Here is a 23800-nt window from a genome sequence, read left to right as displayed (position 1 = left end):
CGAAGGCGGACCGCGGCCCGCAGACCACGACCGAGGAGACCTCATGACGTCCACGAACCCGTCCGCGCCCGCCCGACCGAACGCGTCCGGCCCGCAGGCCTACCGCGCCCAGCTGCTGTATTTCCGCGATACCCCCAAGGCCGAGGACGAGGCCTGCGAGTGGATCCGCGACGGCCTGCTGGTCGTGCGCGACGGCCGCATCGAGCAATGCGGCGACTACGACCGGCTGATCGGCGACCTGCCCCCCGGCACGCCGGTCAACGACTGGCGCGGCCGCCTGATCACGCCGGGCTTCATCGACACCCACATCCACTACCCGCAGACGGACATGATCGCCTCGCCGGCGCCGGGCCTGCTGCCGTGGCTGGAAACCTATACCTTCCCGACCGAGCGGCGCTTCGAGAACCCGGAATACGCCCAGGACGTGGCGCGCTTCTTCCTGGACGAGCTGCTGCGCTGCGGCACCACCACCGCGCTGGTGTACTGCACCGTGCATCCGGGCTCGGCCCAGGCCTTCTTCGAGGAAAGCCACGCGCGCGACCTGCGCATGGTGGCGGGCAAGGTCATGATGGACCGCAACTGTCCCGAATACCTGCGCGACACGGCCGAGTCCGGCGCCCGCGACAGTGAGGACCTGATCCGGCGCTGGCACGGCACGGGGCGCCAGCTCTATGCCCTGACGCCGCGCTTCGCGCCCACCTCCACGCCCGAGCAGCTCGGCCTGTGCGGCGAGCTGGCCAAACGCTACCAGGACGTGTTCATCCAGTCGCACGTGTCGGAGAACCGCGACGAGGTGAAATGGGTCATGGGCCTGTTCCCCGGCTACCGCAGCTACCTGGACATCTACGACCGCTACGGCCTGCTGCGGCCCCGGTCGGTCTACGGCCACTGCGTCTGGCTGGACGACGACGACCGCCGCCGCATGCGCGACGCGGGCGCCGTCGCCGCCCACTGCCCCACCTCCAACCAGTTCCTGGGCAGCGGCCTGTTCGATTTCGCGGCGGCCAAGGACTTCGGCATGCCGGTGGCCCTGGCCACCGACGTGGGCGGCGGCTCGTCCTTTTCCATGCTGCTGACCATGAACGAGGCGCACAAGGTCGCGCGCCTGTCGGGCCACTACCTGACGGCGCGGCGCATGTTCTGGCAGGCCACGCAGGGCGCGGCCAAGCACCTGGGCCTGACCGGCCGGATCGGCACGCTGGAGCCGGGCGCCGAGGCCGACTTCATCGTCCTGGATCCCAAGGCCACGCCGCTGCTGGAACGCCGCAGCGCCCTGGCCGAATCGCTGGAGGAACTGCTGTTCGCCCTGGCGATGCTGGGCGACGACCGCGCCATCGCCGCCACCTACGCGGCGGGACGGGAAGTGCACCGGCGCGGGTAGAGGGCCCCCACGCCGCGCAGCCTGCGGCCGCGTGTGCCCGGCCGTCACGAAGACCTGCCATAATCGGGCGCATGGAAAAGTTCATCGACATCGCGCGCCCGACCCGGTTGCCGCAGCTGATCCCGTTCTCCAGCTACGAGGACGCCGACGCGGCGGTGGACCGGCTGCTGGAAATCTACCGGCGCAACACCGCCTTCATCCGCGACGCCTTCCGCGAATACTGCGCCAACGGCCTGGAGGCCGGCCAGCGGGTGCGCGCCTGCTATCCGGCGATCCGCATCCGGGTGCATTCCTACCAGGAAATCGACAGCCGCCTGTCCTACGGCCACCTGGTCGAACCAGGCGTCTACATGACCACGGTCACCCAGCCCGCCCTGTTCCACGACTACCTGCGCGAACAGGTGCGCCTGCTGCTGCGCAACCACGGCGTGCCGGTGGAGATCGGCGAGTCGGACCTGCCCATCCCCCTGCACTTCGCCTTCCCGGAGGGCGAGTACGTCGAGGGCGAGTATTCCGAAGTCCCGGGCCATACCCTGCGCGACCACTTCGACGTGCCCGACCTGGCGGTGACCGACGACGCCATCGTCAACGGCACCTGGCGCGGCCGCCCCAACCAGGCCCGGCCCCTGGGGCCCTTCACCGCGCCGCGCATCGATTATTCCCTGCACCGGCTGCAGCATTACACGGCCACGGCCCCGGTGCATTTCCAGGACTTCGTGCTGTTCACCAACTACCAGTTCTACGTGGACGGCTTCGTCCAGTGGGCGCGCGAGACCCTGGCCTCCGGCGCGGGCGGCTACACGGAACTGGTCGAGCCCGGCAACCGCGTCGTCACGCGCGACAATCTGGACGAGCCCCGCGCGGGCCCGATGCCGCTGCCGCAGATGCCGTCCTACCACCTGAAGCGCCCGGGGCACACCGGCATCACGCTGATCAACATCGGCGTGGGGCCGTCCAACGCCAAGACCATCACCGACCACGTCGCCGTGCTGCGGCCGTCGGCCTGGCTGATGCTGGGCCATTGCGCCGGGCTGCGCACCACGCAGCGGCTGGGGGACTACGTGCTGGCCCACGGCTACGTGCGCCAGGACCACGTGCTGGACGACGACCTGCCCCTGTGGGTGCCGGTGCCGCCGCTGGCCGAGGTCCAGGTCGCCCTGGAACAGGCCGTGGCCGACGTGTCCGGCCTGTCGGGCTGGGAGCTGAAGAAGATCATGCGCACCGGCACCGTGGCCACCATCGACAACCGCAACTGGGAACTGCGCGACCAGCAGGAGCCGGTGCAGCGCCTGTCGCAGTCGCGCGCCATCGCCCTGGACATGGAGTCGGCCACCATCGCGGCCAACGGCTTCCGCTTCCGCGTGCCCTACGGCACGCTGCTGTGCGTGTCGGACAAGCCGCTGCACGGCGAACTCAAGCTGCCGGGCATGGCCACCGCCTTCTACCGCACCCAGGTCAACCAGCACCTGCACATCGGCATCCGGGCGCTGGAGCGCCTGCGCGAGATGCCCGGCGAGCGCCTGCACTCGCGTAAACTGCGCAGCTTCATCGAGACCGCGTTCAAGTAATCAAAAACCATGGCCTTGCGCTCCACCGTCTACAAGGCGGAACTCCACGTCGCGGACAATGACCGCGCCTACTACGGCAGCCATGCCGTCACCGTCGCCCGGCACCCGTCCGAGACCGACGAGCGCCTGATGGTGCGGCTGCTGGCCTATGCCCTGTGGGTCGAGGCCGACGAGCGGCTGGTCTTCACCCGGGGCCTGAGCGACACGGACGAGCCGGACCTCTGGAACCTGGACCTGACCGGCGCGATCCTGCAGTGGGTCGAGGTCGGACTGCCCGACGAGCGCCGCCTGCTGAAGGCCTGCGGCCGGGCGGACCAGGTGATCGTGCTGGCCTACGGCCGGGGCGCGGACGTCTGGTGGTCCGGGGTGCGCGACAAGCTGGGCCGGGCTTCCAACCTGCAGGTCTGGGTCCTGGATGCCGAGGCCACGCGTGCCCTGGCGGCCCTGGCCGAACGCAATATGAGCTTGAGCGTGAACGTCACCGATCGCACGGCCTGGGTGTCGTGCGAGCGCGGAGACGTGAGCCTGGACGTGCGCTGCCTGCGCGAGACCGGCTGACCGGCGGATCGGCCGCGTGCGCGGCGCCACCCGAAGCCCTCGCGGCGGACGGAACGGGCGGATGCGGGCCTATCGTTCCAGGATCATCTTCACCGAAACGATCAGCGCCATGGCCACCATCAGGACGCGGATCAGCTGGTGGCCGCGCGTGACGGCCAGGCGCGCGCCGATGGTGCCGCCGATCCACTGGCCCGCCAGCATGGGCAGGCCGAAGGCCCAGACGATGTGGCCGCTGGCGGCGAAGAACAGGACGGAGGCCAGGTTGCTGCACAGGTTCAGCAGCTTGGCGTGCGCCGTGGCCTTGACCAGGTTGAAGCCCAGCAGCGTGACGCAGGAGATCGCGAAGAACGTGCCCGTGCCCGGGCCGAAGAAGCCGTCGTAGAAGCCGATCAGCGGCGCCAGGGTGGCGGCGTACAGGGCGGGCGTGACGCGCTGGGCGCGGTCCTCGGCGCCGACGCGCGGCGACAGCAGGAAATACAGGGCGAAGCCGATCAGCAGGAAGGGGATCACCTGGCGCAGCACGCCGCTGTCGATGCGCGTCAGGGCGATCCCGCCCGCCAGCGACCCCAGGAAGGTGGCCAGCATCATCCGGCGGCTGCGCTTCAGGTCGATCTGGCGCATGCGCAGGAAATGCAGCGTGGCGGCGGTCGAGCCGGCGATGCCGCCGATCTTGTTGGTGGCGATGGCCGCCCCGGGCGGCAGGCCCGCCGCCAGCAGCGCCGGGATGGTGATCAGCCCGCCGCCCCCGGCGATGGCGTCGACGATGCCCGCCAGCAGCGCGACGAAGAACAGCAGGACGGCGACGTCGAAGGTGATTTCCATGAGATGCCGGAGGGCGGGAGCATGCCGGCATCATACGCCGCCGTGAAGGTCTTCGCGTGGGGCGGCGCGGCTCCGCGCACGGCACGCGCCGCGCACCGGCCCGGGCGCGGCGCGCGGGACCGTCCGATCAGCGCTTGGCGATGTCGGCCTGCGCCTGCTTCACCAGATCGGGGCCGATCTGCTTGGCCCACTTGTCGAACACCGGCCGGGTGGCCTTGGCGAAGGCGCCGATCTGCTCGGGCGACAGCACCGTGACCTTCACGCCGTGGCCTTCGATTTCCTTCAGCAGGGAATCGTCGGTGTTGGTCACGCCCTTGCGGGCGATGACGATTTCCTGGCGGCCGGCCTCGATGGCGGCCTCGCGCACGATCTTCTGGTCCTCGGGCGACCAGGAATTCCAGACGTCCTGGTTGACCACGAAGATCAGCGGGTCGGCCACGTAGTTCCACAGGCTCAGGTATTTCTGGCCGACGTCGTACAGCTTCGCCCCGGCGTAGATGGACAGCGGGTTTTCCTGGCCGTCGACGGCGCCGCTGGCGAGCGCGGGCTGGGCGTCGGCCCAGCTCATCTGGGTCGGGTTGGCGCCCAGGGCGGTGTAGATGTCGATGTACAGCGGCGAGCCGACCACGCGCAGCTTCATGCCCTTGATGTCCTCGGGGGCCTTGACCTCGCGCGAGGAATTGGACAGCTGGCGGTAGCCGTTCTCGCCCCAGGCGAGCGGCACCACACCCTTCTTCGACAGGATGCCGAACAGTTCCTCGCCGACCTTGCCCTGGGTCAGGGCGTCGATGGCGGGATAGTCGGGCATCAGGAAGGGCAGGGAGAAGATGTTCAGTTCCTTGACCTGCGGGGACCAGTTGATGGTCGAGCCGATGGCCATGTCGATCACGCCCTGGCGGATGGCGGTGAATTCGCGCGTCTGGTCGCCCTGGACCAGGGAAGTGCCCGGGTAGACCTTGATGTTGATGCGGCCGTTGGTGCGCTGGCGGACCAGGTCGGACCAGATCACCGCGCCCTGGCCCCAGGGGAAGTTGGTGCCCACCACGATGGACAGCTTGTATTCGGACTTGTAGTCGGCGGCCTGGGCCGGCAGGGCGGCGGCCAGGGCCGTGAAGGCCAGGGCGGCAGCGCCGATGAGTCGCTTGAAATGCATGTCGGTCTCCTCTTTGAAAAATCCCCGGCGGGCCTTGCCGCCCGCTTGCGAACGTCAGTATCCCAGATAATGCGGCAGCCAGAGCGCGATCTGCGGGAAAATCACGACCAGGACCAGGGTGCAGAGCATGCCGCCCACCAGCCACAGCACCCAGGGCACCGTGCTTTCCATCGGGATCCGGGCGATCTTGCTGGAAACCATCAGGTTGACGGCCACCGGCGGCGTGAACTGGCCCACCGCGACCATCAGCGTCAGCACCACGCCCAGCCACACCAGGTCCCAGCCGAAGGCCACGGCGACCGGCTGGATCAGCGGCACGAAGATCAGGAAGATCGAGATCCCGTCCAGGAACATGCCCGCCACGATCAGCAGCAGGATCAGCAGCGTCAGCACGCTGTACTGCCCCAGGCCGGAATGCACGATGGCGTTGGTGATCGGGTCGATGATCGACAGGGTGGACAGCGACCAGGCGAAGATTCCCGCCAGCGTGACGATCAGCATGATGACGGCGGACAGTTCCCCGGCCTCGCGCAGGATGGGAAACAGGTCGCGCACGTGGATGGTGCGGTGCACGAACAGGCCGATGAGCAGGCCGTAGAACACGGCGACCACGGCGGCTTCCGTGGGCGTGAAATAGCCCATGCGCATGCCGCCCAGGATGATGACGGGAGCGGCCAGGCCCGGAATGGCCTCGAACAGGCTGCGCCAGAAGGGCGGGCGGGGCTGGGCCCGGGCGGCCGCGCCCATCTTGTGGCGCCGCGCCAGCCAGACGGCCGGGATGATCAGTCCGATGCCGGCCAGGATGCCCGGGAACATGCCGGCCGCGAACAGGGCGGGCACCGAGGCCTGCGGCACCAGGACCGAATAGACGATCATGGCGATCGAGGGCGGGATCAGGATGTCGGTGGCCGCGCCCGCCGCCACCACGCTGGCCGAGTAGGCGCGGGGATAGCCGGCGCGGTTCATGGCGCCGATCATGATGGCGCCCACGGCGGCGGCGCAGGCCGGGCCGGATCCGGAAATCCCCCCCAGGAACATGGCGACGGTGATGGCGACCACGGCCAGCATGCCGGGGCCGTTGCCGGTGATGGACTGGGCCAGGCGCACCAGCTTGGCCGCGACGCCCGAACGGTCGAAGATCGAGCCCACCAGCACGAACATGGGGATGGCCAGCAGGGGGTATTTGGCCAGGCCGGCGTAGAAGCTCTGCGAGACCGCCATCAGGCCGAACCAGTGGGTGTCGGGGTTGGCCAGGGCGATGGCCAGCGTGCCGGCCGTCCCCAGGGCGATGCCCACGGGTACGCCGATGACCATCAGGACGACGAAGAGCGCGAACAGCAGGGTGGGGATCATGACCGCTCCCAGGTGCGCCGCAGGATGCCGGCCAGCCGCAGGGTGATGACCGCCGACAGCACGGGCAGCCACATGGAATACCACCAGGTGGGCACGCCGATGGCCGGGGACGTGTCGCCCCAGTTGTATTCGTCCAGGGCCATGCGGCCCAGCAGGACCGTCAGGCCGATGAAGAACAGCAGCGACACGGTGCCCGCGGCCAGCGCGAAGCGCCGCCGCCGCGCGGAGCCGCCGCCGTCGGCCAGCAGTTCGATGCGGATGTGCAGCAGGCGGACGAAGGCCGAGGAACTGGCGCTCAGGGTGAGCACGACCAGCAGGAAGATGGAGATTTCCTCGGTCCAGGCGAAGGATTCGGCGGTCAGGTAGCGGACGATCACGTTGGCCAGGGTGATGCAGGCCAGGGCGCCCAGGGTCAGTACGGTCAGCCAGTCCTCGAATCGCAGCGGGACGCGCAGGGGGGGATCGGGGGGCGGGACGAAGTCGGGAAGATCGGCGGAAGCGGCGGCGTGGTCGTCGGGCATGGATCGGAGCGTGGCGGATGGCGGGCCGGATGGCAACACTGAATCCTACTGCGAAACGGCGCCCTTGCCAGTTGGTATGAGTACGGACGCCGGCTCAGGGCGCGTCGGGCAGCGCCAGCATCGTGCCCCGGCATTCGGGCGCGCCGCAGCGGCAGCGGTAATTGCGCTTCAGCGCGCGGGTGAGCGGTTCGTCGATCACCAGGCCGTAGTCGTAGAGCAGTTCCGTGCCCGCCGGGATGTCCCGCAGCGCGTAGATCGCCACGCGGGTGCCGGCCTCGTTCTCGCGCGCCTCGCAGTTGGGCGCGCAGCCGTGGTTGATCCAGCGGGCGTCGTTGCCGCGCTGGCCGCCGTCGATCACCCGGCCGTCGCTGAGCGCGAAGTAGAAGGTGTGGTAGGGGTCGTCCGGGTTGACCGGCCAGCGGGCGTCGGCCTGCCCGGCCGTCAGGCGACGCCCCGCGTAGTCCAGGATCCGGGTGCCGGCGGGGATGTCGCGCGCGGCGAAGACGCCGGTGCCGTGCAGGGTCGAGACGCGCACGGCGTGCCAGGGCGAGCGGGGGGTGGCCATGGGATGCGATCGGAAGGGGACGGAATCGAAAAGGGATAAACTGGCCCACATTATCCTTGGGATGCTTCGTTCACGTCCACTCGCCCCGGCGGCGATCCCGCCGGGGGCCGCCGCGCGCGAAGGGCCGGTGCGGCATCCCCGATCCTTCCGTCCAGGTGAACGCCCGTGAATGCCCCTACCGCCGCCCATGCCGCCGCATCCGCCCCCGTCCTCGACCGCAATGGCGCCGAGGTCCTGCTGGATACCCTGATCGCCCTGGGCGTGGACACGGTGTTCGGCTATCCGGGCGGCGCGGTGCTGCCGCTGTACGACGCCCTGTACGCCGAACCGCGCATCCGCCACGTCCTGGTGCGCCACGAGCAGGCCGCCATGCACGCCGCCGAGGGCTATGCGCGCTCCACGGGCCGTCCGGGCGTGGTCTTCGTGACTTCGGGCCCGGGCATGGCGAACACCACCACCGGCCTGCTGGACGCGCTCTGCGACTCGATCCCCGTGCTGTGCGTCAGCGGCCAGGTGGCGACCGGCGCCATCGGCACCGACGCCTTCCAGGAATGCGACGCGGTCGGGATCTCGCGCCCGGTCACCAAGTGGAACGCCCAGGTGCGCCGTTCCGAGGACATCGCCGACCTGGCGGCCAAGGCCCTGCGCCTGACGCGCGCCGGCCGCCCCGGGCCGGTACTGCTGGACTTCCCCAAGGACCTGCAGATCGCCCGCGTGCCGCCGGAGCATGCCGTCGCGGCCCCGGAGCCCGAGGCCGCCGCCGAACCGCTGGCGCCCGTGACCGAGGCCGCGCTCAAGCGCGCCGCCGCGCTGATCGCCCGCGCCCGCCGTCCGGTGTTCTACGGCGGGGGCGGACTGATCAATTCGGGCATCGATGCCTGCCACGCCTTCCGCGGCCTGGTGCAGTCGACCGGGGCGCCCTGCACCCTGACGCTGATGGGCCTGGGCGCCTATCCCGCGGGCGACGCGCAGTTCCTGGGCATGCTCGGCATGCACGGCACGCTGCAGGCGAACCTGGCGATGCACCACGCGGACCTGATCGTCTGCGTGGGTGCGCGCTTCGACGACCGCATCACGGGCCGGCTGTCGGATTTCTGTCCGCACGCCGACAAGATCCACCTGGACATCGATCCGGCCTCGATCGACAAGGTCGTGCGCGCCGACGTGGCGCTGGTGGGCGACTGCTATCCGCTGCTGCGCGCCCTGCACAAGGAACTGGGCCAGTACCCGCTGGAATCCGGCCGCCTGGACGAATGGTGGCAGCGCATCGCCGTCTGGCAGGCGCGCGACTGCCTGAAATTCCCGCCCTCGGACGAGGTCATCCTGCCCCAGGACCTGATGCGGCGCATCGACTGGCTGCTGGCCGGGCGCGACGCCGTCGTGTCCACCGACGTGGGCCAGCACCAGATGTGGGCCGCCCAGTACATCGGCATCGACCGGCCCAACCGCTGGCTGACCTCCGGCGGGGCGGGCACCATGGGCTACGGCCTGCCGGCCGCCATCGGCGCGCAGATCGCGCATCCGGACAAGCCGGTGGTCTGCGTCAGCGGCGATGCGTCCGTGCTGATGAACATCCAGGAACTGGCCACGGCCACGCAGCACCGCGCCCCGGTCAAGCTGATCCTGTGCAACAACGGCCACATGGGCATGGTGCGCCAGTGGCAGGAGCTGATCCACGAGGGCCGCTACAGCCATAGCTACAACGCCTCGATCCCGGACTTCGTAGCGCTGGCCGGGGCCTTCGGCTGGGGGGCGGCGCGGGTCGAGCACCCGCGCGACCTGGACGCGGCGCTGGCCGCCTGCATGGCGCACGACGGCCCGTACTTCCTGGACGTGGCGGTGGTGCCGCTGCAGAACTGCTTCCCGATGATGCCGGCCGGCTACGGGCACCAGCAGGTGATGCTGTCAGAGGACACCTGGTACGTCGAAGAATGACTAAACACACCGGCCGCCGTCCACCTCCAGGCAGGCGCCGGTGATGAAGGAGGCTTCGTCCGAGGCCAGGTACAGGCAGGCGTGGGCGACGTCGTCCGGGGTCGAGAACCGCCCCAGCGGGATGCCGGCGGTGAATTTGGCGCGGTTTTCCGGCGTGTCCGGCACGCCCATGAACTCCGACAGCAGGCCGGTGGCGCCCACCACGGGATTGACGCAGTTGACGCGGATGCGGTCCGGGCCCAGTTCGGCCGCCATCGAGCGGCTGGTGGTCACCACGGCGCCCTTGGTGCCGTTGTACCAGGTCAGGCCGGGCCGCGGCCGGATGGCGGCGGTGGAGGCGATGTTCACGAACACGCCGCCGCCCTGGCCGCGGAAATGCGGCACGAAGGCCTGGGCGCTGAGATAGATGCTCTTGACGTTGATGGCGTAGATGCGGTCGAACTCGGCCTCGGTGACTTCGAGCATGGGCCGGTTGCGGTGCGTGGCGCCGGCGTTGTTGACGACGATGTCCAGGCCGCCGAAATGCTCCAGGGCCTGCGCCAGCAGCCCGCGCATGCTGGCCGCGTCGGCGACGTCCACATGCGCGAAGGCGGCCTGGCCGCCCGCCGCGCGGATCTGCTCGACGGTCTCGCGGCCGTGCCCGTCGTGGATGTCGGCCACGAGCACCCGGGCGCCCTCGCGGGCGAAGACGGAGGCGATCCCCCGGCCGAATCCGGAGCCGGCCCCGGTGACGATGGCAATCTTGTCGTGCAGGCGCATGACGTGTGTCTCCTCGATGAATGTGGACTAGCCCTGGGCATCCTGTCCATAGCGGATCGCCACGGTCTTCAGCGCGGTGAATCCCAGCAGGGCCTCGAAGCCTTTCTCGCGGCCGTGGCCGCTGGACTTGACCCCGCCGAAGGGCAGTTCGACGCCGCCGCCGGCGCCGTAGTTGTTGATGAAGACCTGGCCGCAGCGCAGGTGGCGGGCCATGCGCAGCTGCCGCGCCCCGTCGCGGGTCCAGACGCCGGCCACCAGTCCGTAGTCGGTCGAGTTGGCCAGGACCAGGGCATGGGCTTCGTCGCGGAAGGCCTGCGTGATCAGGACCGGGCCGAAGATTTCCTCGCGCGCCAGGGCGCTGTCCGCGGGCACGTCGCGAAACAGCACGGCTTCCTGGTAGTAGCCGTCCGGCGGGGCGCCGTCCAGGATGCGGCCCCGGGCGGCCTCGGCCAGGCCCTCGGCGCGGGCCGCGTCCAGCATCCGGCGCACGCGTTCATACTGCTTGCGGTTGACCAGCGGCCCCAGGTCGGCGTCCGACGCGGGCGGGCCGGCGCGCAGGGCGCGGAAGCGTTCGGCGACGCGCGTCACGAAGGCGTCGTGGATGCTTTCGTGGACCAGCAGCCGGCTGCCCGCCGAGCAGGTCTGGCCGCTGTTCTGGATGATGGCGTTGACGACCACCGGCAGGGCGGCATCCAGGTCGGCGTCCTCGAACACGATCTGCGGCGACTTGCCGCCCAGTTCGAGCACCACCGGGCAGTGGTGCCGCGCGGCGGCCGCGGCGACCTGCTGGCCGGTGGCGGTGGAGCCGGTGAAGGAGATGTGCCGGATGCCGGGATGGGCGCTCAGGGCCGCGCCGGCCTCGTGGCCGTAGCCGGTGACGACGTTCAGCGCCCCGGGCGGGAAGCCCACGCGGGCGGCCATTTCGGCTAGATACAGGGTGGACAGGCTGGCGTCCTCGGCGGGCTTGACCACGCAGGCGTTGCCGGCCGCCAGGGACGCGCCGACGCTGCGGCCGAAGATCTGGACCGGGTAGTTCCAGGGGATGATGTGGCCGGTGACGCCGTGCGGCTCGCGCACCGTCATCACCAGGGTGCCGGTGTCGTAGGGCAGGGTCTCGCCGTGCAGCTTGTCGCAGGCGCCCGCGTAGTATTCGAAGTAGCGCGCCAGGGCGGCGACGTCGTTGCGCGCGGTGCGCAGCGTCTTGCCGGTGTCGCGCGCCTCCAGGCGGGCCAGCTCGTCGGCCTCGTCCAGCACGGCGCGGCCCCAGGCCGCCAGCAGGCGGCCCCGGTCGCGGGCGCAGGTCAGCGCCCAGGGGCCGTCGAAGTGTTCGCCCATGGCCGCCTGGGCGGCCCGCACGGCCTGGTCGATGTCCTCGGGCGCGCCGCGCGCGATGCGGTCGAATTCCCGGCCGTCCGCCGGGTCGATGACGGGGAGGGTGCGCGCGTCGGGCACGGGCTGGCGCGCGTTGGCGATGAAGTGGTGGGCGGGCATGGCGGGCTCCTGGCGGATGGCGGTGCGGGCGGCGCTCAGCGGGCGCGGGCGACGTGGTCGGCGATCGCGCGGCCCATGTCGGCGGTGCGCGCCGCGCCGCCCATGTCGGGTGTCCGGGGGCCTTCGGACAGCACGGTCTCGATGGCCCGCAGGACGGCGTCGGCCGCGTCCTGCCAGGCGGGATCGCCCTGCCCCAGGTGTTCCAGCATCAGGGCCGCCGACCAGATCTGCCCCACCGGGTTGGCGATGCCCCGGCCCGCGATGTCCGGCGCGGAGCCGTGCACGGGCTCGAACAGGGACGGGTGGCGGCGGTCCGGGTTCAGGTTGGCCGACGGCGCGATGCCGATCGTGCCGGTGCAGGCGGGTCCCAGGTCGGACAGGATGTCGCCGAACAGGTTCGAGGCGACGATCACGTCGAAGCGGTCGGGGTGCTGCACCAGGTGGGCGCAGAGGATGTCGATGTGGAACTTGTCCCAGGTGACCGTGGGGTATTCCCGGGCGATGGCCTTCAGGCGCTCGTCCCAGTAGGGCATGGTGATGGAGATGCCGTTGGACTTGGTGGCGGCCGTCAGGTGCCGCCCGGGCCGGCGCGAGGCCAGCTCGAAGGCGAACCGCAGGACCCGGTCCACCCCGGTGCGGGTGAACACGGATTCCTGGATCACGAATTCGCGTTCCGTGTCCGGGAACATGCGCCCGCCCAGGCTGGAATATTCGCCCTCGGTGTTCTCGCGCACCACCAGGAAGTCGATGTCGCCGGGGCGCCGGTTGGCCAGGGGGCTGGGCACGCCGGGCATCAGCCGGGCCGGCCGCAGGTTGACGTACTGGTCGAATTCGCGGCGGATGGTGATGATGGAATCCCAGATGGCGACGTGGTCCGGCACACGGTCGGGCGCGCCCACGGCGCCGAACAGGATGGCGTCGTGCCCGCCGATGCGCTCCTTCCAGTCGGCCGGCATCATGCGGCCTTCGCGCAGGTAGTGGTCGCAGCCCCAGCCGAAGGACTCGAAGTCCAGGTCCAGGCCGAACCGGGCGGCGGCGGCTTCCAGGACCCGCAGGCCCTCGGGCATGACTTCCGTGCCGATGCCGTCGCCGGGAATCACTGCGATTTTTCGTGTCATGTGTGCTCCCTGATGGGGTGGACGGGTTCCGGCCGTGTCGCCGGGTCCGGCCATGATTTCGGTGCGCCGCCTGCTTGAGGGTTTGAGCATACAGGCCGTGCAAGCAGCACACTAGCGGATTTTGCGCCTGGAAATCAAACGTGGGACCGGCGCGGATCCGCCGCGCGCCGTGCCCCCTGTGATAACCCGGATCCGTGCGCGGTTTCGATTGCGACCCGGCCGGACTTCATGTTAGAACACCAGGGCCTTGACGCTTTGCGCGCGGCGCGGTTCCGACGGATCGCGCCCGGGCCGCGGGCGCGGGCCGGACAATACCCATATCGGATTCGGGAGACGACACCATGTTCCAAGGCAAGAAATTCGCAGGATGGCTCGCGGCCGCGGCCCTGATCGGCGTGACGGCATCCGCGCCGGCGCTGGCGCAGACCACGCTGAAGATGGCCTACGCGCTGTCCGAGAATTCGCACTATGGCGCGGGCGCCGCCGCCTTCGCCAAGACCCTGGAAGCCAGCACGCCGGACTTCAAGATCCAGCAGTTCCCGAACAGCGCGCTGGGCGGCGAGCGCGAGGTCATCGAGGGCCTGCAGCTGGGCACCATCGACCTGGCCATCGTGTCCACGGGCGCCACGCTGAATTTCGTGCCGCAGACCGGGGTGTTCGACATTCCCTTCCTGTTCCGCGACCTGGCCCACGCGCGCAAGGTCCTGGACGGCAAGATCGGCCAGGACATGCTGGCCGAATTCCCCAAGCGCGGCCTGGTGGCCCTGGCCTGGGGCGAACAGGGCTTCCGCCACCTGACCAACAACGTCCGGCCGGTGAAGGAGCCCGCCGACATCAAGGGCCTGAAGATCCGCACGACGGAAAACCCGATCCACATCGCCGCCTTCAAGGAACTGGGCGTGCTGGCCACCCCCATGGCCTGGCCCGAAGTCGCCACCGCCCTGCAGCAGGGCACCATCGACGGCCAGGAAAACCCGCTGTCGGTGATCGTGTCCGTGAAGATGTGGCAGCTGCAGAAATACCTGTCTCTGACGGCGCACGTCTACGGCCCGGCGCTGATCCTGATGGCGCCTTCCGTGTATGACGGCCTGGACGACGCGGGCAAGGCGAAGTTCAAGGAAGCCGCCGCCGCCGGCGCCAAGGCCATGCGCGCCTACGTCGACCAGGTCGAGAAGGACGGCATCGAAACCCTGAAGTCCAACGGCATGCAGGTCAACACGGTGGACCACGCCGCCTTCGTCAAGGCGGTCCAGCCGGTCTATCCGCAGTACTACAAGCAGTTCGGCCAGGCGCTGGTCGAGTCCATCCGCGACACTCAATAAACCATGCGCGCGCTCGGCCTGATCGACCGGGGCCTGACCCGGCTGGTGTCCTGGGTCGCCCAGGGCCTGCTGTGGTCCGCCGTCGCGGCGGGCTTCTACCAGGTCCTGGCGCGCTTCGTCCTCGAATCGCCCTCGGCCTGGTCCGAGGCCTGGACGCGGGCCGCCATCATCTGGGCGGTGATGCTGGGGGTGGCCCTGGCCTTCCGCCAGGGCGCCATGCTGGGCGTGGACTTGCTGCACAACCTGCTCGCCCCGCGTCGGGCGCGCATGCTGGAACATCTCGTCCTGCTGATCGTCGTGGGCTTCCTGGGCTTCCTGGTCTGGATCGGAGCCGACATGACCTGGCGCGTCCGTTTCCAGACCACGCCCAGCATGGGCGTCTCCATCTCGTGGATCTACCTGTCCATTCCCGTGGGGGCCGCGCTGTCCCTGCTCGCCGCGCTGGCCTACTGGGCCGAAGGGCCGCGGCGCGTCCACATTGAAACCGTCTGACCGGGGAACCACATCATGTCGCAGTTGATGGTCGTTTCCATGCTGCTGTTCTTCGGCCTGACCGTGCCGGTGGCCGTGTCGATCGGCCTGGCCACCATGGCCGGGGTCGGCTTCGACGGCCACATGACCTGGCTGGTGATCGCGCAGCAGCTCTACGCCGCCCTGGACAAGTACCCGCTGGTCGCCGTGCCCTTCTTCATCCTGGCCGGCAACCTGATGGAGGAAGGCGGCATCTCCGAGCGCATGGTCGAATTCGCTAAGAGCGTGGTGGGCGGCGTGCAGGGCGGGCTGGCCTGCAGCTGCGTGCTGACCTGCATGATCTTCGCGGCGGTGGCCGGGTCCAGCGTGGCCACGACCTTCGCGGTGGGGGCCATCCTGATCCCCGCCATGGTCAAGCACGGCTATCCGGCGCCCTTCGCCGCCTCGCTGCAGGCCTCGGCGGCGGAACTGGGCGTGATCATCCCGCCCTCCATTCCGATGATCCTGTACGCCGTGTCCACCGACACCTCGGTGGGCGAGGTCTTCATCGCCGGCATCGGGCCGGGCCTGCTGATCGTCGTCGCGCTGATGGCCTACGTGTGGCTGTACGCGCGCCGCAACGGCCTGGGCAAGCACGACGGCGACGGCCGCCTGCCGGTCTGGACGGCCTTCAGGAAGGCCTGGTGGGCGCTGCTGATGCCGGTCATCATCCTGGGCGGGATCTATGGCGGGATCTTCACGCCCACCGAGGCCTCGGCCGTGGCCGTGGTGTACGCCCTGCTCGTGGGCACCTTCGTCTACCGGCGGCTGAACTTCGCCACGCTGGGCCGCACGTTCCACCGCTCGGTGGTATCCACGGCGATCATCATGTTCATCATCGCCAACGCGGGCGTGTTCGGCTTCCTGCTGAACCGCGCCGGGGTGCCGATGATGTTGGGCGAATGGCTCAGCCACCTGTTCGGCAGCGAGATCACGTTCCTGCTGGGGGTGAACGTCGCCCTGTTCATCATCGGCATGTTCATCGAGACCTCCGCGTCCATCGTGGTGCTGGCGCCCCTGCTGCTGCCCGTGGCGACGCAGTTCGGCGTCGATCCGGCGCACTTCGGGGTGATCATGGTGGTGAACCTGGCCCTGGGCATGGTGACGCCGCCCTTCGGCGTGAACCTGTTCGCCGCCTGCACGGTTGCCAAGGTGCCCATCGAGCGCCTGATCCGGCCGCTGCTGCCCTTCGTCGGCGTGGTGGTGGTCTGCCTGATGGTGATCACCTACTGGTCGGACCTGTCGCTGTATTTCCGCGATCTGGTGTATCGCTGATGCCCTGATGGCCGTCGCCCGGTGTCCGGGCGGAAAAATCCCCGGCCTTGCCGGGGAGTCCGCCGTGTGCCAGAGGCTGCGCGGCGTGGGGACCGCTCAGCTTTTCTTGCGGATGTCCTTCAACTGGTCCTGCACCGCGTTCCACAGGTCCGAGCCCACCGACTTCTCGATCTGCGCGTTGACCGGCGCGATGGTCTCGCGCATTTTCTGCACGGCCTCGGGGCTGACGGTGTTGATCTGCATGCCGTCGGCCTTCAACTGCGCCAGGGCCTTGTCGGCTTCCGCGCGGGTGTCCTTGCGCTCGAAGTCGCGGCTGACGGCGGCGGCCTTGAGCAGCACGTCGCGTTCGTCGGCGCTCAGGCCGTCCCACCACTTCTTGCTGGCGGTGACGATCCAGGGGCTGTAGACGTGATTGGTGATGCTCAGGTATTTCTGGACTTCGTAGAACTTGCTCGACAGGATGGTGTTGTAGGGATTTTCCTGGCCGTCCACCGTCTTCGTTTCCAGTGCGGTGAACAGCTCCGAGAAGGGCAGCGGCACAGCGTTGGCGCCCAGGCGCTGGAAGGTTTCCAGGAACACGTTGTTCTGCATGACCCGCAGCTTCAGGCCGCTGAAGTCCTCGGGGCCGTTGACCGGTTTCTGGCTGTTGGTCAGGTTGCGGAAGCCGTTTTCCCAGTAGACCAGGCCCACCAGGCCTTTGTCCTCCAGCTTGCGCATGACGGCCTGGCCGGTCTCGCCGTCCAGCACCCGGTCGGCCTCTTCGCCGGAATTGAACAGGAAGGGCGTGTCCCACAGGGCCATTTCGGGGGTGATGCCCACCAGGGTGGCGGTGGATCCCACCATCATTTCCTGGGCGCCGCCGATCAGCGCCTGCTGCATCTGGACGTCCGAGCCCAGGGCGGCCGCGCCGATGGCGCGGATCTTCATCTTGCCGCCCGACAGCTTGGCGACCTCGTCGGCGAAGACCTGGACGGCGCGCCCCTGGTTGGAATCCTGGTTCAGGCCGTAGCCGAAGCGGATCAGGCGGGTCTGGATGTCGGCGGCCTGGGCGGCCGGGAGGGCCATCGCGCCGGCCGCCAGGGTGGCGGCCAGGAACAGGGCTTTCAGTTTCATGGGAATTCTCCTTGGTGGAAGTGTCCGCCGGGCGGGGCGGCGTTGTTTTGCCTCAGCCCAGCCAGTGGACCGGGGCGATGACGATCTGGGGAAAGGCCACCAGCAGGACTAGCAGCAGCACGTAGACCAGCAGGAAGGGCGCGACGCCCTTGACGACGGATTCCATCTTCACGCCGCCCACGCCGGCGGCGACGTTCAGGACTGTGCCCACCGGCGGCGTGATCAGGCCCAGGCAGCCGGTGAATACGAACATGAAGCCGAAATAGATCGGATCGATGTGCGCCTTCAGCGCCAGGGGCAGGCAGACGGGGGCGAAGATCAGGATGATGGGCGTCAGGTCCATGGACGTGCCCACCAGCAGCAGGAAGACCACCATGCAGGCCATGAACAGCGTGGGGTGCGCCAGGATGGGCTGGAACAGGTCGGCCAACTGGTTGGGCAGGTCGGCCAGGGTGATCATGTAGGCGGCCACGGTCGCTGCGCCGCACAGGAACATGACCACCGCCGTGGTGATGCTGGACGTCACCAGCACGTCGTAGGCGGCCTTCCAGGACAGCGCCCGGTAGATGAAGCGCGACACCAGAAAAGCGTAGACGGCGGCCACCACGGCGGCTTCGGTGGGGGTGAAGACGCCAAAGCGGATGCCGCCCAGGATGATGACCGGCATGAAGATGGCCCAGATGCTGTCGGCCACGGCGCGGCGGCGTTCGGCCGGGGTGGCGCGCGGGGCCGTGGGCAGCTGGCGGCGGCGGGCGACCCGGCGCCAGGCGAACAGCAGCGCGCCGCCCATCAGGATGCCGGGCACCACGCCGCTGATGAACAGTTTGCTGATCGAGGTGTTGGTGGTCACGCCGTAGATGATGAAGGGCAGCGATGGCGGGATGATGGGGCCGATGATGCCGCCCGAGGCCAGCAGGCCCGTGCTGTAGTCCATGGGATAGTGCTGCTGGCGCATCATGGGCAGCAGGATGGTGGCCAGCGCGGCGGTGTCGGCGATGGCCGAACCGCTCATCGAGGCGAGCAGCACCGAGGCGAACACGGCGACGTAGCCCAGGCCGCCCGGGATGTGGCCGACGAAGGCGCGCGCCATGTCGATGATCCGCTGGCTCAGGCCGCCCACGTTCATCAGTTCGCCCGCCAGGATGAAGAAGGGCACGGCCAGCAGGGGGAAGCTGTCGAAGCCGGCCTGCAGGTTCTGCGCCAGCAGCTGGGTGTTGAAGAAGTCCAGGTGCCACATCAGGGCCACGCCCGAGACCAGCAGGGAGACGGCGATGGGGATGCCGATCGCCATGGAGGCGAACAGGACGGCGAGGAAGATCAGGGTGGTGTCCATGCGGGGACTCCTAGGTTCGATCGCGGCGGCGGTCCAGGACGGCCTGCTTGAAGAGCAGGACTTCCATGGCGGCGGCCATGAACAGGGTGGCGGCCGCGGCGATCGCCAGGGGATAGCCGATGACGGGACTGTGGCTGTGCAGGCCCGCGATCACCTGGTCCCAGGCGCCCTTGACGACCATGCCCAGCACGACCGCGCTGACCAGGGCGGCCAGCGCGCCCATCGCGGCGCGCGTGCGCGGCCCGACGCGATCCACCAGCAGGTCGAAGCTCAGGTGCCGTTTTTCGTAGGCGGTGACGACCGTGCCCACGCAGACCAGCCAGACGAACAGCAGGCGGGACAATTCCTCGTAGATCACCAGGCCCGTGCCGAAGGCGTAGCGCAGCACGACGTTGCTGAATACGGCGACCACCATGAGGACCAGGGTGACCGCCATGAAGGCTTCGGCGGCCTTGCGGATCAGGGGCTTGCGCGGCGTGGCGGCGGGCGTGTCAGGGGTGTGCATGCGGGTTCCTTTGCAGCCATTCGGCGGCTTGTGCGAGCAGCTCTTCCAGGGGGCGTTCGCTGTCCAGGTGCAGCAGGCCGGCCTCGTCGTGGGGCGGCTCCAGCGTGGCGAACTGGCTGTCGATCAGGGTGGCGGGAAAGAAGTGGCGGTCGCCGCGGCCGGCGACGCGCCGGTGGGCCGCGTCGCGGCCGACTTCCAGCCAGATGAAGGCCAGGCCGGGCACGTGGCCGCGCAGCCGCCGGCGGTAGGCCCGCTTCAGGGCCGAGCAACTGAGGACGACACCGTCGGCCGCATGGCGCGCCAGTTCCCGGCCCAGCGCTTCCAGCCAGGATTCCCGGTCCTCGTCGGTCAGCGGGACGCCGGCGCGCATCTTCGCGTGGTTCCCTTCGCTGTGGAATGCGTCGCCCTCGACGAAGGCCCAGCCCTGGCGCCGCGCCAGCATTTCGCCGACCGTGGATTTGCCGCTGCCGGAGACGCCCATCACGACCACCGCGCGGGGCTGGCAGGCCGTCGAGCCGGGGGATTCCGGGGAAGAAGATAGCGCTATCTTTTGCATTGAAAAAAAACGGTCCTTACGTACAATGGTGCCCGGAGCGTCGGGCCGGGCCTGTGCCGACCGATCTTCCCGAAGGCGGGTGAGACGCAAAGATAGCGCTATCTCATTCCGGCCGACATTAGGGAATTCCTGTATGAATGATTCTTCCTCCGACGGCGGGACCGGATCCCGGACGACCGGGTCGCGGGGCCGCAGCCGGGCCACGGGCCGGGCGACGCTGGCCGACGTGGCGGCCCTGGCCGGCGTCAGCCCCATCACGGCGTCGCGCGTGGTAGCGGGCAAGACGACCGTGCGTCCGGAACTGGCCGAGCGGGTGCGGGCGGCGGTGGAGCGTCTCGGCTATCGTCCCGACCCGTCGGCGCGCGCGCTGGCCTCGGCCAAGAGCAGCCACGTCGTGGTGCTGATCCCGCTGCTGTCCAACACGCTGTTCACGGAACTGCTGGAAGCCGTCCAGGACGTGATGTGGGAAGCCGGCTACCCGATCTTCGTCGGGATCACCCAGTACCGGCCCGAGCGCGAGGCCGCCCTGCTCGACAGCTACCTGTCGCACCGGCCGGCGGGCCTGATCCTGACCGGCTTCGACCGCAGCGAGGCCCAGCGCCGCCTGATCGAGGCCAGCCGCACGCCGTGCGTGCACGTGATGGAATTGAGCGACGATCCGGGCGTGCATTGCGTCGGCTTTTCCCAGACCGGGGCCGCGCGGGCCGTGGCCCGCCACCTGCTGGACCGGGGGCGGCGGCGCATCGCCTTCGTCGGCGCCCAGCTGGATCCGCGCACGCTGGAGCGCGCCGAGGGCTTTCGCGGCGTCCTGCGGGAGGCGGGCTGCTACGATCCCCGGCTGGAAATCCTCGATCCCCGGCCCTCGTCGGCCGCCCTGGGGGCGGAGGCCTTCCGCCGCCTGGTGGAGACGCATCCGGACCTGGACGCGGTGTTCTTCTGCAACGACGACCTGGCCCATGGCGGGTTGCTGGAAGCCCTGAGACTGGGCGTTCCGGTACCGGAACGGGTCAGCGTGGTGGGCTTCAACGACCTGCCGGGCAACGCGCAGATGCTGCCCGCGCTGACGAGCCTGCGCACGCCGCGCCGGGAGGTCGGCGACGCGGCGGCGCGGATGCTGCTGCGGCTGATGCGCGGCGAACCGGTGGATACGCCCGCCGTCGACCTGGGCTTCGAACTGAAGATCCGCGCCAGCAGCTAACGCGCTCTCCGGTGCGCCCGGACGTTCGAACCCGCCGGGGCGGGACGTCGGCCGGACCGGCGCGCGGTTCAGAAGGCCGGGCCGTCGTCCTCGTGCGCGTCGGCCCGGGCGGCGCGGGGCGCGGCTTTCTTGGCGGCCTTCTTCGCGGCGGTCTTTTTCACGGCGGCTTTCTTGGCCGCCGTCTTCGTGGCCGTTTTCGTCGCGGGCTTGGCGGCGGTTTTGGTCGCGGTTTTCGTCGCCGTCTTCGCCGCCGCCTTGGTCGCGGGGGCGGTCTTTGCCGCGGTCTTGGCGCCCGCCTTCGCCGGGCGCGGTTCGAATTCGAAGCCGACCTTGCCGTCGGCCTGGCGCACCAGGAAGGCCTTGAACTTGCGGTTGGTGCGGCTGGACACGAAGCCGTCGAGCAGGTCGGTCTTGCCGGTGGCCAGCAGCTTGCTCATCTGCGCGGCGGGGATTTCCTGCTGCAGGATGACCTTGCCGCTGCGGAAGTCGCAGGCCTTTTCCGGGCCCACGGCGCGTTCGCAAAGGTAGTTCATGCCGTGCTCGAAGACGCGGCCGCCGCATTTCGGGCAGGCGCCCAGCGGGGTGTGGCCGGAGAAGTCCACGGGCTCGGCGTCCTCGTCCTCGCGCTGGCCGAAGTCGAATTCCAGCTTGTATTCGTCGGTGATGCGCAGCACGGCGGCGAAGGGCCGGCCCATCTTGCTGATGAAGCCGGTCAGTGGACCCAGCGTGCGCTTTTCCAGCAGTTCCTCGACCTCGGCGATCTCGAAGGTGCGCCCGCCCGGGTGCTTGCCGATGGAGAAATCGCAGGCCGTGCAGGCGTAGCGGCGGTAGTTTTCCTTCACCACGCCGCCGCATTTCGGGCAGGGGGTTTGCAGGGTGGCATAGTCGCCGGGCACGGTGTCGCGCTCGTATTCCTTGGCGCGCTTGACGATCACCTGGGTCATCTGGGCGATCTCGCGCATGAAGGACTCGCGGTCGAGCTTGCGCTGCTCGATGAGCTTGAGCTGGTGTTCCCATTCGCCGGTGAGTTCCGGCGAAGTCAGTTCGTTCACCCCCAGGCCCGAGAGCAGCGTCATCAGCTGGCGGGCCTTGGCGCTGGGGATCAGGTCGCGGCCTTCGCGGCGCAGGTAGCCTTCGTTCAGCAGGCCTTCGATGATGGCCGCGCGCGTGGCCGGGGTGCCCAGGCCGCGTTCGGACATGGCTTCGCGCAGGGCCTCGTCGTCCACCAGCTTGCCGGCGCCTTCCATGGCCGACAGCAGCGTGGCTTCGTTGAAGCGGGCGGGAGGCTTGGTGGCCAGGCCGCGCGCCTCGATGTCCTCGGTGCGCACGCGCTCGTTGTCGGCCACGGGCACCAGGGACGCGTCCTCGCCCTGGGTTTCGCGGCCGTAGATGGCGAGCCAGCCGGGGTTCACCAGCACCTTGCCCTCGGTCTTGAAATGGTGGCCCGAGACCTGGGTGATGCGGGTCGTGACGCGGAATTCGGCCGCCGGGAAGAACACCGCCAGGAAGCGGCGCGTCACCAGCTCGTAGATCTTGAATTCGGCGTCGCTCAGTTCGCGCGGCACCTGCAGGGTGGGGATGATGGCGAAGTGGTCGGAGATCTTCTTGTCGTCGAAGATGCGCCGGTTGGGCTTGACCCAGTCCTGCTTCACGACCTGGGCGGCGTGGGGCCGCACGGAGCGGGCCACGCCCGATTCGCTGTCGGCCAGGACGCGCATGGTCTGCTGCACGGTGCCGACGTAGTCCTGGGGCAGGTAGCGGGAATCCGTACGCGGGTAGGTCAGGGCCTTGTGGCGCTCGTACAGCGACTGGGCCAGGGACAGCGTGGTCTTGGCGGAAAAGCCGAAGCGCGAGTTGGCCTCGCGCTGCAGGGTGGTCAGGTCGAACAGGGCCGGGGACATCTGCGTGCTGGGCTTGGATTCCTCGGTCACGCTGCCTGGCTGCTCGCGGCAGGCGGCCACGATGGTATGGGCGGCGGATGCGGACCACAGGCGCGAATCGCGGGCCTCGGTGTCCTGTTCGTTCTTCTTGAAGTCCGGGTCGAACCAGCGGCCCTCGTAGAGGCCGGCGGCGGCGACGAAGGTGGCGTGGACTTCCCAGTAGTCGCGCGACACGAAGCCGCGGATGCGGTCCTCGCGCTCCATCACGATCGCCAGGGTGGGCGTCTGGACGCGGCCCACCGGGGTCTTGAAGAAGCCGCCGTCCTTGCTGTTGAAGGCCGTCATGGCGCGGGTGCCGTTGATGCCCACCAGCCAGTCGGCCTCGGCGCGGGAGCGGGCGGCGGCTTCCAGCGGCTTCATGGCCGCGTCGTCGCGCAGGTTGGCGAAGGCGTCGCGGATGGCGGCCTGTGTCATGGACCGCAGCCACAGGCGCTGGATGGGCTTCTTCACCCCGGAATACTGGATGATGTAGCGGAAGATCAGCTCGCCCTCGCGGCCCGCGTCGCAGGCGTTGATGACGGCGCCGACGTCCTTGCGCTTGAGCAGCCTGACCAGCAGCTTCAGCCGTTCGGCGGAGCGCTTGTCGGTCGGTCCCAGCTCGAACTGGGGCGGGATGACCGGCAGGTGGGTGAAACTCCATTTGCCGCGCACCGGGTCGTTGGGGGCCACCAGGCCGAGCAGGTGGCCGACGCTGGAGGACAGCACGTACTGCTCGCTTTCGAAGTAGTCGCCTTCACGGGTGAAACCGCCCAGCGCCCGGGAAATGTCCAGGGCGACGGAGGGCTTTTCGGCAATAATCAGAGTTTTGGTCATGAGGTTCCAGT

The 23800-nt window shown here is 69.3% G+C and carries 21 protein-coding genes; 8 read left to right on the top strand and 13 right to left on the bottom strand.

All coding sequences use genetic code 11. The features are described from left to right. The first annotated feature begins 43 nt into the window (after positions 1-43). The 3 genes from guaD (at position 44) to ACFO27_RS05075 (ending at position 3507) form a co-directional block, all read left to right on the top strand. Positions 44-1381, top strand: a complete 1338-nt coding sequence (guaD, locus tag ACFO27_RS05085; protein WP_376816303.1) for a guanine deaminase — start codon at positions 44-46, stop codon at positions 1379-1381. Between the two features lie 71 nt (positions 1382-1452). Beyond that, positions 1453-2949 (top strand): AMP nucleosidase, encoded by a 1497-nt coding sequence (locus tag ACFO27_RS05080; RefSeq protein ID WP_376816302.1) that lies wholly within the window; start codon positions 1453-1455, stop codon positions 2947-2949. Positions 2950-2958: 9 nt separating this feature from the next. Then, a complete protein-coding gene (locus ACFO27_RS05075; protein ID WP_376816301.1) occupies positions 2959-3507 on the top strand; it encodes a YaeQ family protein in 549 nt (182 codons plus the stop codon). 69 nt (positions 3508-3576) lie between these two features. Here the strand turns inward: ACFO27_RS05075 and ACFO27_RS05070 are convergent, their stop codons facing one another. From ACFO27_RS05070 to ACFO27_RS05050, 5 genes are all read right to left on the bottom strand, one after another. Continuing rightward, the gene (locus ACFO27_RS05070; protein ID WP_376816300.1) at positions 3577-4329 is read right to left on the bottom strand and encodes a TSUP family transporter; all 753 of its coding nucleotides are present in this window, start codon (positions 4327-4329) and stop codon (positions 3577-3579) included. Between the two features lie 127 nt (positions 4330-4456). Beyond that, positions 4457-5482, bottom strand: a complete 1026-nt coding sequence (locus tag ACFO27_RS05065) for a DctP family TRAP transporter solute-binding subunit (protein WP_376816299.1) — start codon at positions 5480-5482, stop codon at positions 4457-4459. Positions 5483-5536: 54 nt separating this feature from the next. Then, positions 5537-6835, bottom strand: coding sequence for a TRAP transporter large permease (locus ACFO27_RS05060; RefSeq protein WP_376816298.1), 1299 nt, complete (start codon positions 6833-6835; stop codon positions 5537-5539). After that, a complete protein-coding gene (locus ACFO27_RS05055; protein WP_376816297.1) occupies positions 6832-7356 on the bottom strand; it encodes a TRAP transporter small permease in 525 nt (174 codons plus the stop codon). The genes ACFO27_RS05060 and ACFO27_RS05055 overlap by 4 nt, the downstream gene beginning before the upstream one ends. Before the next feature lie 94 nt (positions 7357-7450). Beyond that, positions 7451-7921: an SET domain-containing protein gene (locus tag ACFO27_RS05050; RefSeq protein WP_376816296.1), complete on the bottom strand. Its 471-nt coding sequence runs from the start codon at positions 7919-7921 to the stop codon at positions 7451-7453. A gap of 165 nt (positions 7922-8086) precedes the next feature. On the opposite strand from ACFO27_RS05050, the gene ilvB reads away from it, so the two are divergent. Further along, positions 8087-9856: a biosynthetic-type acetolactate synthase large subunit gene (gene ilvB / locus ACFO27_RS05045; RefSeq protein WP_376816295.1), complete on the top strand. Its 1770-nt coding sequence runs from the start codon at positions 8087-8089 to the stop codon at positions 9854-9856. On the opposite strand, the gene ACFO27_RS05040 is transcribed toward ilvB, so the two are convergent. From ACFO27_RS05040 to ACFO27_RS05030, 3 genes are read right to left on the bottom strand one after another with little or no spacing between them, the layout of a single operon-like run. Continuing rightward, positions 9857-10615, bottom strand: a complete 759-nt coding sequence (locus ACFO27_RS05040) for an SDR family oxidoreductase (protein WP_376816294.1) — start codon at positions 10613-10615, stop codon at positions 9857-9859. It lies immediately after the preceding gene. A gap of 27 nt (positions 10616-10642) precedes the next feature. After that, the gene (locus ACFO27_RS05035) at positions 10643-12106 is read right to left on the bottom strand and encodes an aldehyde dehydrogenase family protein (RefSeq protein ID WP_376816293.1); all 1464 of its coding nucleotides are present in this window, start codon (positions 12104-12106) and stop codon (positions 10643-10645) included. A 35-nt stretch (positions 12107-12141) separates the two neighbouring features. After that, complete coding sequence (locus ACFO27_RS05030; protein ID WP_376816292.1) at positions 12142-13224, bottom strand: tartrate dehydrogenase; 1083 nt, start codon at positions 13222-13224, stop codon at positions 12142-12144. Between the two features lie 341 nt (positions 13225-13565). Between ACFO27_RS05030 and ACFO27_RS05025 the strand changes: the two genes are divergently transcribed. From ACFO27_RS05025 to ACFO27_RS05015, 3 genes are read left to right on the top strand one after another with little or no spacing between them, the layout of a single operon-like run. Next, entirely contained in the window at positions 13566-14546 is a 981-nt protein-coding gene (locus ACFO27_RS05025) for a TRAP transporter substrate-binding protein (protein ID WP_376816291.1), read from the top strand. A 3-nt stretch (positions 14547-14549) separates the two neighbouring features. Continuing rightward, positions 14550-15038 (top strand): TRAP transporter small permease, encoded by a 489-nt coding sequence (locus tag ACFO27_RS05020; protein WP_376816290.1) that lies wholly within the window; start codon positions 14550-14552, stop codon positions 15036-15038. A gap of 15 nt (positions 15039-15053) precedes the next feature. After that, positions 15054-16331, top strand: coding sequence for a TRAP transporter large permease (locus ACFO27_RS05015; protein ID WP_376816289.1), 1278 nt, complete (start codon positions 15054-15056; stop codon positions 16329-16331). A gap of 96 nt (positions 16332-16427) precedes the next feature. Here ACFO27_RS05015 and ACFO27_RS05010 read toward each other — a convergent pair whose 3' ends face one another. Genes ACFO27_RS05010 through ACFO27_RS04995 form a run of 4 tightly spaced genes read right to left on the bottom strand, consistent with a single transcriptional unit; the run spans position 16428 to position 19838 of the window. Beyond that, complete coding sequence (locus ACFO27_RS05010) at positions 16428-17444, bottom strand: TRAP transporter substrate-binding protein (protein ID WP_376816288.1); 1017 nt, start codon at positions 17442-17444, stop codon at positions 16428-16430. Between the two features lie 52 nt (positions 17445-17496). Continuing rightward, on the bottom strand, positions 17497-18777 hold the full coding sequence (locus tag ACFO27_RS05005; RefSeq protein ID WP_376816287.1) for a TRAP transporter large permease: 1281 nt from the start codon (positions 18775-18777) through the stop codon (positions 17497-17499). A 10-nt stretch (positions 18778-18787) separates the two neighbouring features. Then, positions 18788-19282, bottom strand: coding sequence for a TRAP transporter small permease (locus ACFO27_RS05000; protein ID WP_376816286.1), 495 nt, complete (start codon positions 19280-19282; stop codon positions 18788-18790). Further along, positions 19269-19838, bottom strand: coding sequence for a gluconokinase (locus tag ACFO27_RS04995; RefSeq protein ID WP_376816285.1), 570 nt, complete (start codon positions 19836-19838; stop codon positions 19269-19271). Before ACFO27_RS04995 ends, ACFO27_RS05000 begins: the two co-directional genes overlap by 14 nt. 133 nt (positions 19839-19971) lie before the next feature. Between ACFO27_RS04995 and gntR the strand changes: the two genes are divergently transcribed. Next, complete coding sequence (gene gntR / locus ACFO27_RS04990; protein ID WP_376816284.1) at positions 19972-21036, top strand: HTH-type transcriptional regulator GntR; 1065 nt, start codon at positions 19972-19974, stop codon at positions 21034-21036. Positions 21037-21104: 68 nt separating this feature from the next. Here gntR and ACFO27_RS04985 read toward each other — a convergent pair whose 3' ends face one another. Further along, positions 21105-23789, bottom strand: a complete 2685-nt coding sequence (locus ACFO27_RS04985) for a DNA topoisomerase III (RefSeq protein WP_376816283.1) — start codon at positions 23787-23789, stop codon at positions 21105-21107. Positions 23790-23800: the final 11 nt, after the last annotated feature.

This window comes from Castellaniella denitrificans (genome assembly GCF_042653765.1).
Classification (GTDB): Bacteria; Pseudomonadota; Gammaproteobacteria; order Burkholderiales; family Burkholderiaceae_B; genus Castellaniella; species Castellaniella denitrificans.
This window is presented reverse-complemented; position numbering and strand designations above follow the sequence as displayed.

Coding starts and splice junctions, on each gene's coding strand:
- guaD (WP_376816303.1), top strand. CDS start 44: ATGACGTCCACGAACCCGTCCGCGCCCGCCCGACCGAACGCGTCCGGC.
- ACFO27_RS05080 (WP_376816302.1), top strand. CDS start 1,453: ATGGAAAAGTTCATCGACATCGCGCGCCCGACCCGGTTGCCGCAGCTG.
- ACFO27_RS05075 (WP_376816301.1), top strand. CDS start 2,959: ATGGCCTTGCGCTCCACCGTCTACAAGGCGGAACTCCACGTCGCGGAC.
- ACFO27_RS05070 (WP_376816300.1), bottom strand. CDS start 4,329: ATGGAAATCACCTTCGACGTCGCCGTCCTGCTGTTCTTCGTCGCGCTG.
- ACFO27_RS05065 (WP_376816299.1), bottom strand. CDS start 5,482: ATGCATTTCAAGCGACTCATCGGCGCTGCCGCCCTGGCCTTCACGGCC.
- ACFO27_RS05060 (WP_376816298.1), bottom strand. CDS start 6,835: ATGATCCCCACCCTGCTGTTCGCGCTCTTCGTCGTCCTGATGGTCATC.
- ACFO27_RS05055 (WP_376816297.1), bottom strand. CDS start 7,356: ATGCCCGACGACCACGCCGCCGCTTCCGCCGATCTTCCCGACTTCGTC.
- ACFO27_RS05050 (WP_376816296.1), bottom strand. CDS start 7,921: ATGGCCACCCCCCGCTCGCCCTGGCACGCCGTGCGCGTCTCGACCCTG.
- ACFO27_RS05040 (WP_376816294.1), bottom strand. CDS start 10,615: ATGCGCCTGCACGACAAGATTGCCATCGTCACCGGGGCCGGCTCCGGA.
- ACFO27_RS05035 (WP_376816293.1), bottom strand. CDS start 12,106: ATGCCCGCCCACCACTTCATCGCCAACGCGCGCCAGCCCGTGCCCGAC.
- ACFO27_RS05030 (WP_376816292.1), bottom strand. CDS start 13,224: ATGACACGAAAAATCGCAGTGATTCCCGGCGACGGCATCGGCACGGAA.
- ACFO27_RS05025 (WP_376816291.1), top strand. CDS start 13,566: ATGTTCCAAGGCAAGAAATTCGCAGGATGGCTCGCGGCCGCGGCCCTG.
- ACFO27_RS05020 (WP_376816290.1), top strand. CDS start 14,550: ATGCGCGCGCTCGGCCTGATCGACCGGGGCCTGACCCGGCTGGTGTCC.
- ACFO27_RS05015 (WP_376816289.1), top strand. CDS start 15,054: ATGTCGCAGTTGATGGTCGTTTCCATGCTGCTGTTCTTCGGCCTGACC.
- ACFO27_RS05010 (WP_376816288.1), bottom strand. CDS start 17,444: ATGAAACTGAAAGCCCTGTTCCTGGCCGCCACCCTGGCGGCCGGCGCG.
- ACFO27_RS05005 (WP_376816287.1), bottom strand. CDS start 18,777: ATGGACACCACCCTGATCTTCCTCGCCGTCCTGTTCGCCTCCATGGCG.
- ACFO27_RS05000 (WP_376816286.1), bottom strand. CDS start 19,282: ATGCACACCCCTGACACGCCCGCCGCCACGCCGCGCAAGCCCCTGATC.
- ACFO27_RS04995 (WP_376816285.1), bottom strand. CDS start 19,838: ATGCAAAAGATAGCGCTATCTTCTTCCCCGGAATCCCCCGGCTCGACG.
- gntR (WP_376816284.1), top strand. CDS start 19,972: ATGAATGATTCTTCCTCCGACGGCGGGACCGGATCCCGGACGACCGGG.
- ACFO27_RS04985 (WP_376816283.1), bottom strand. CDS start 23,789: ATGACCAAAACTCTGATTATTGCCGAAAAGCCCTCCGTCGCCCTGGAC.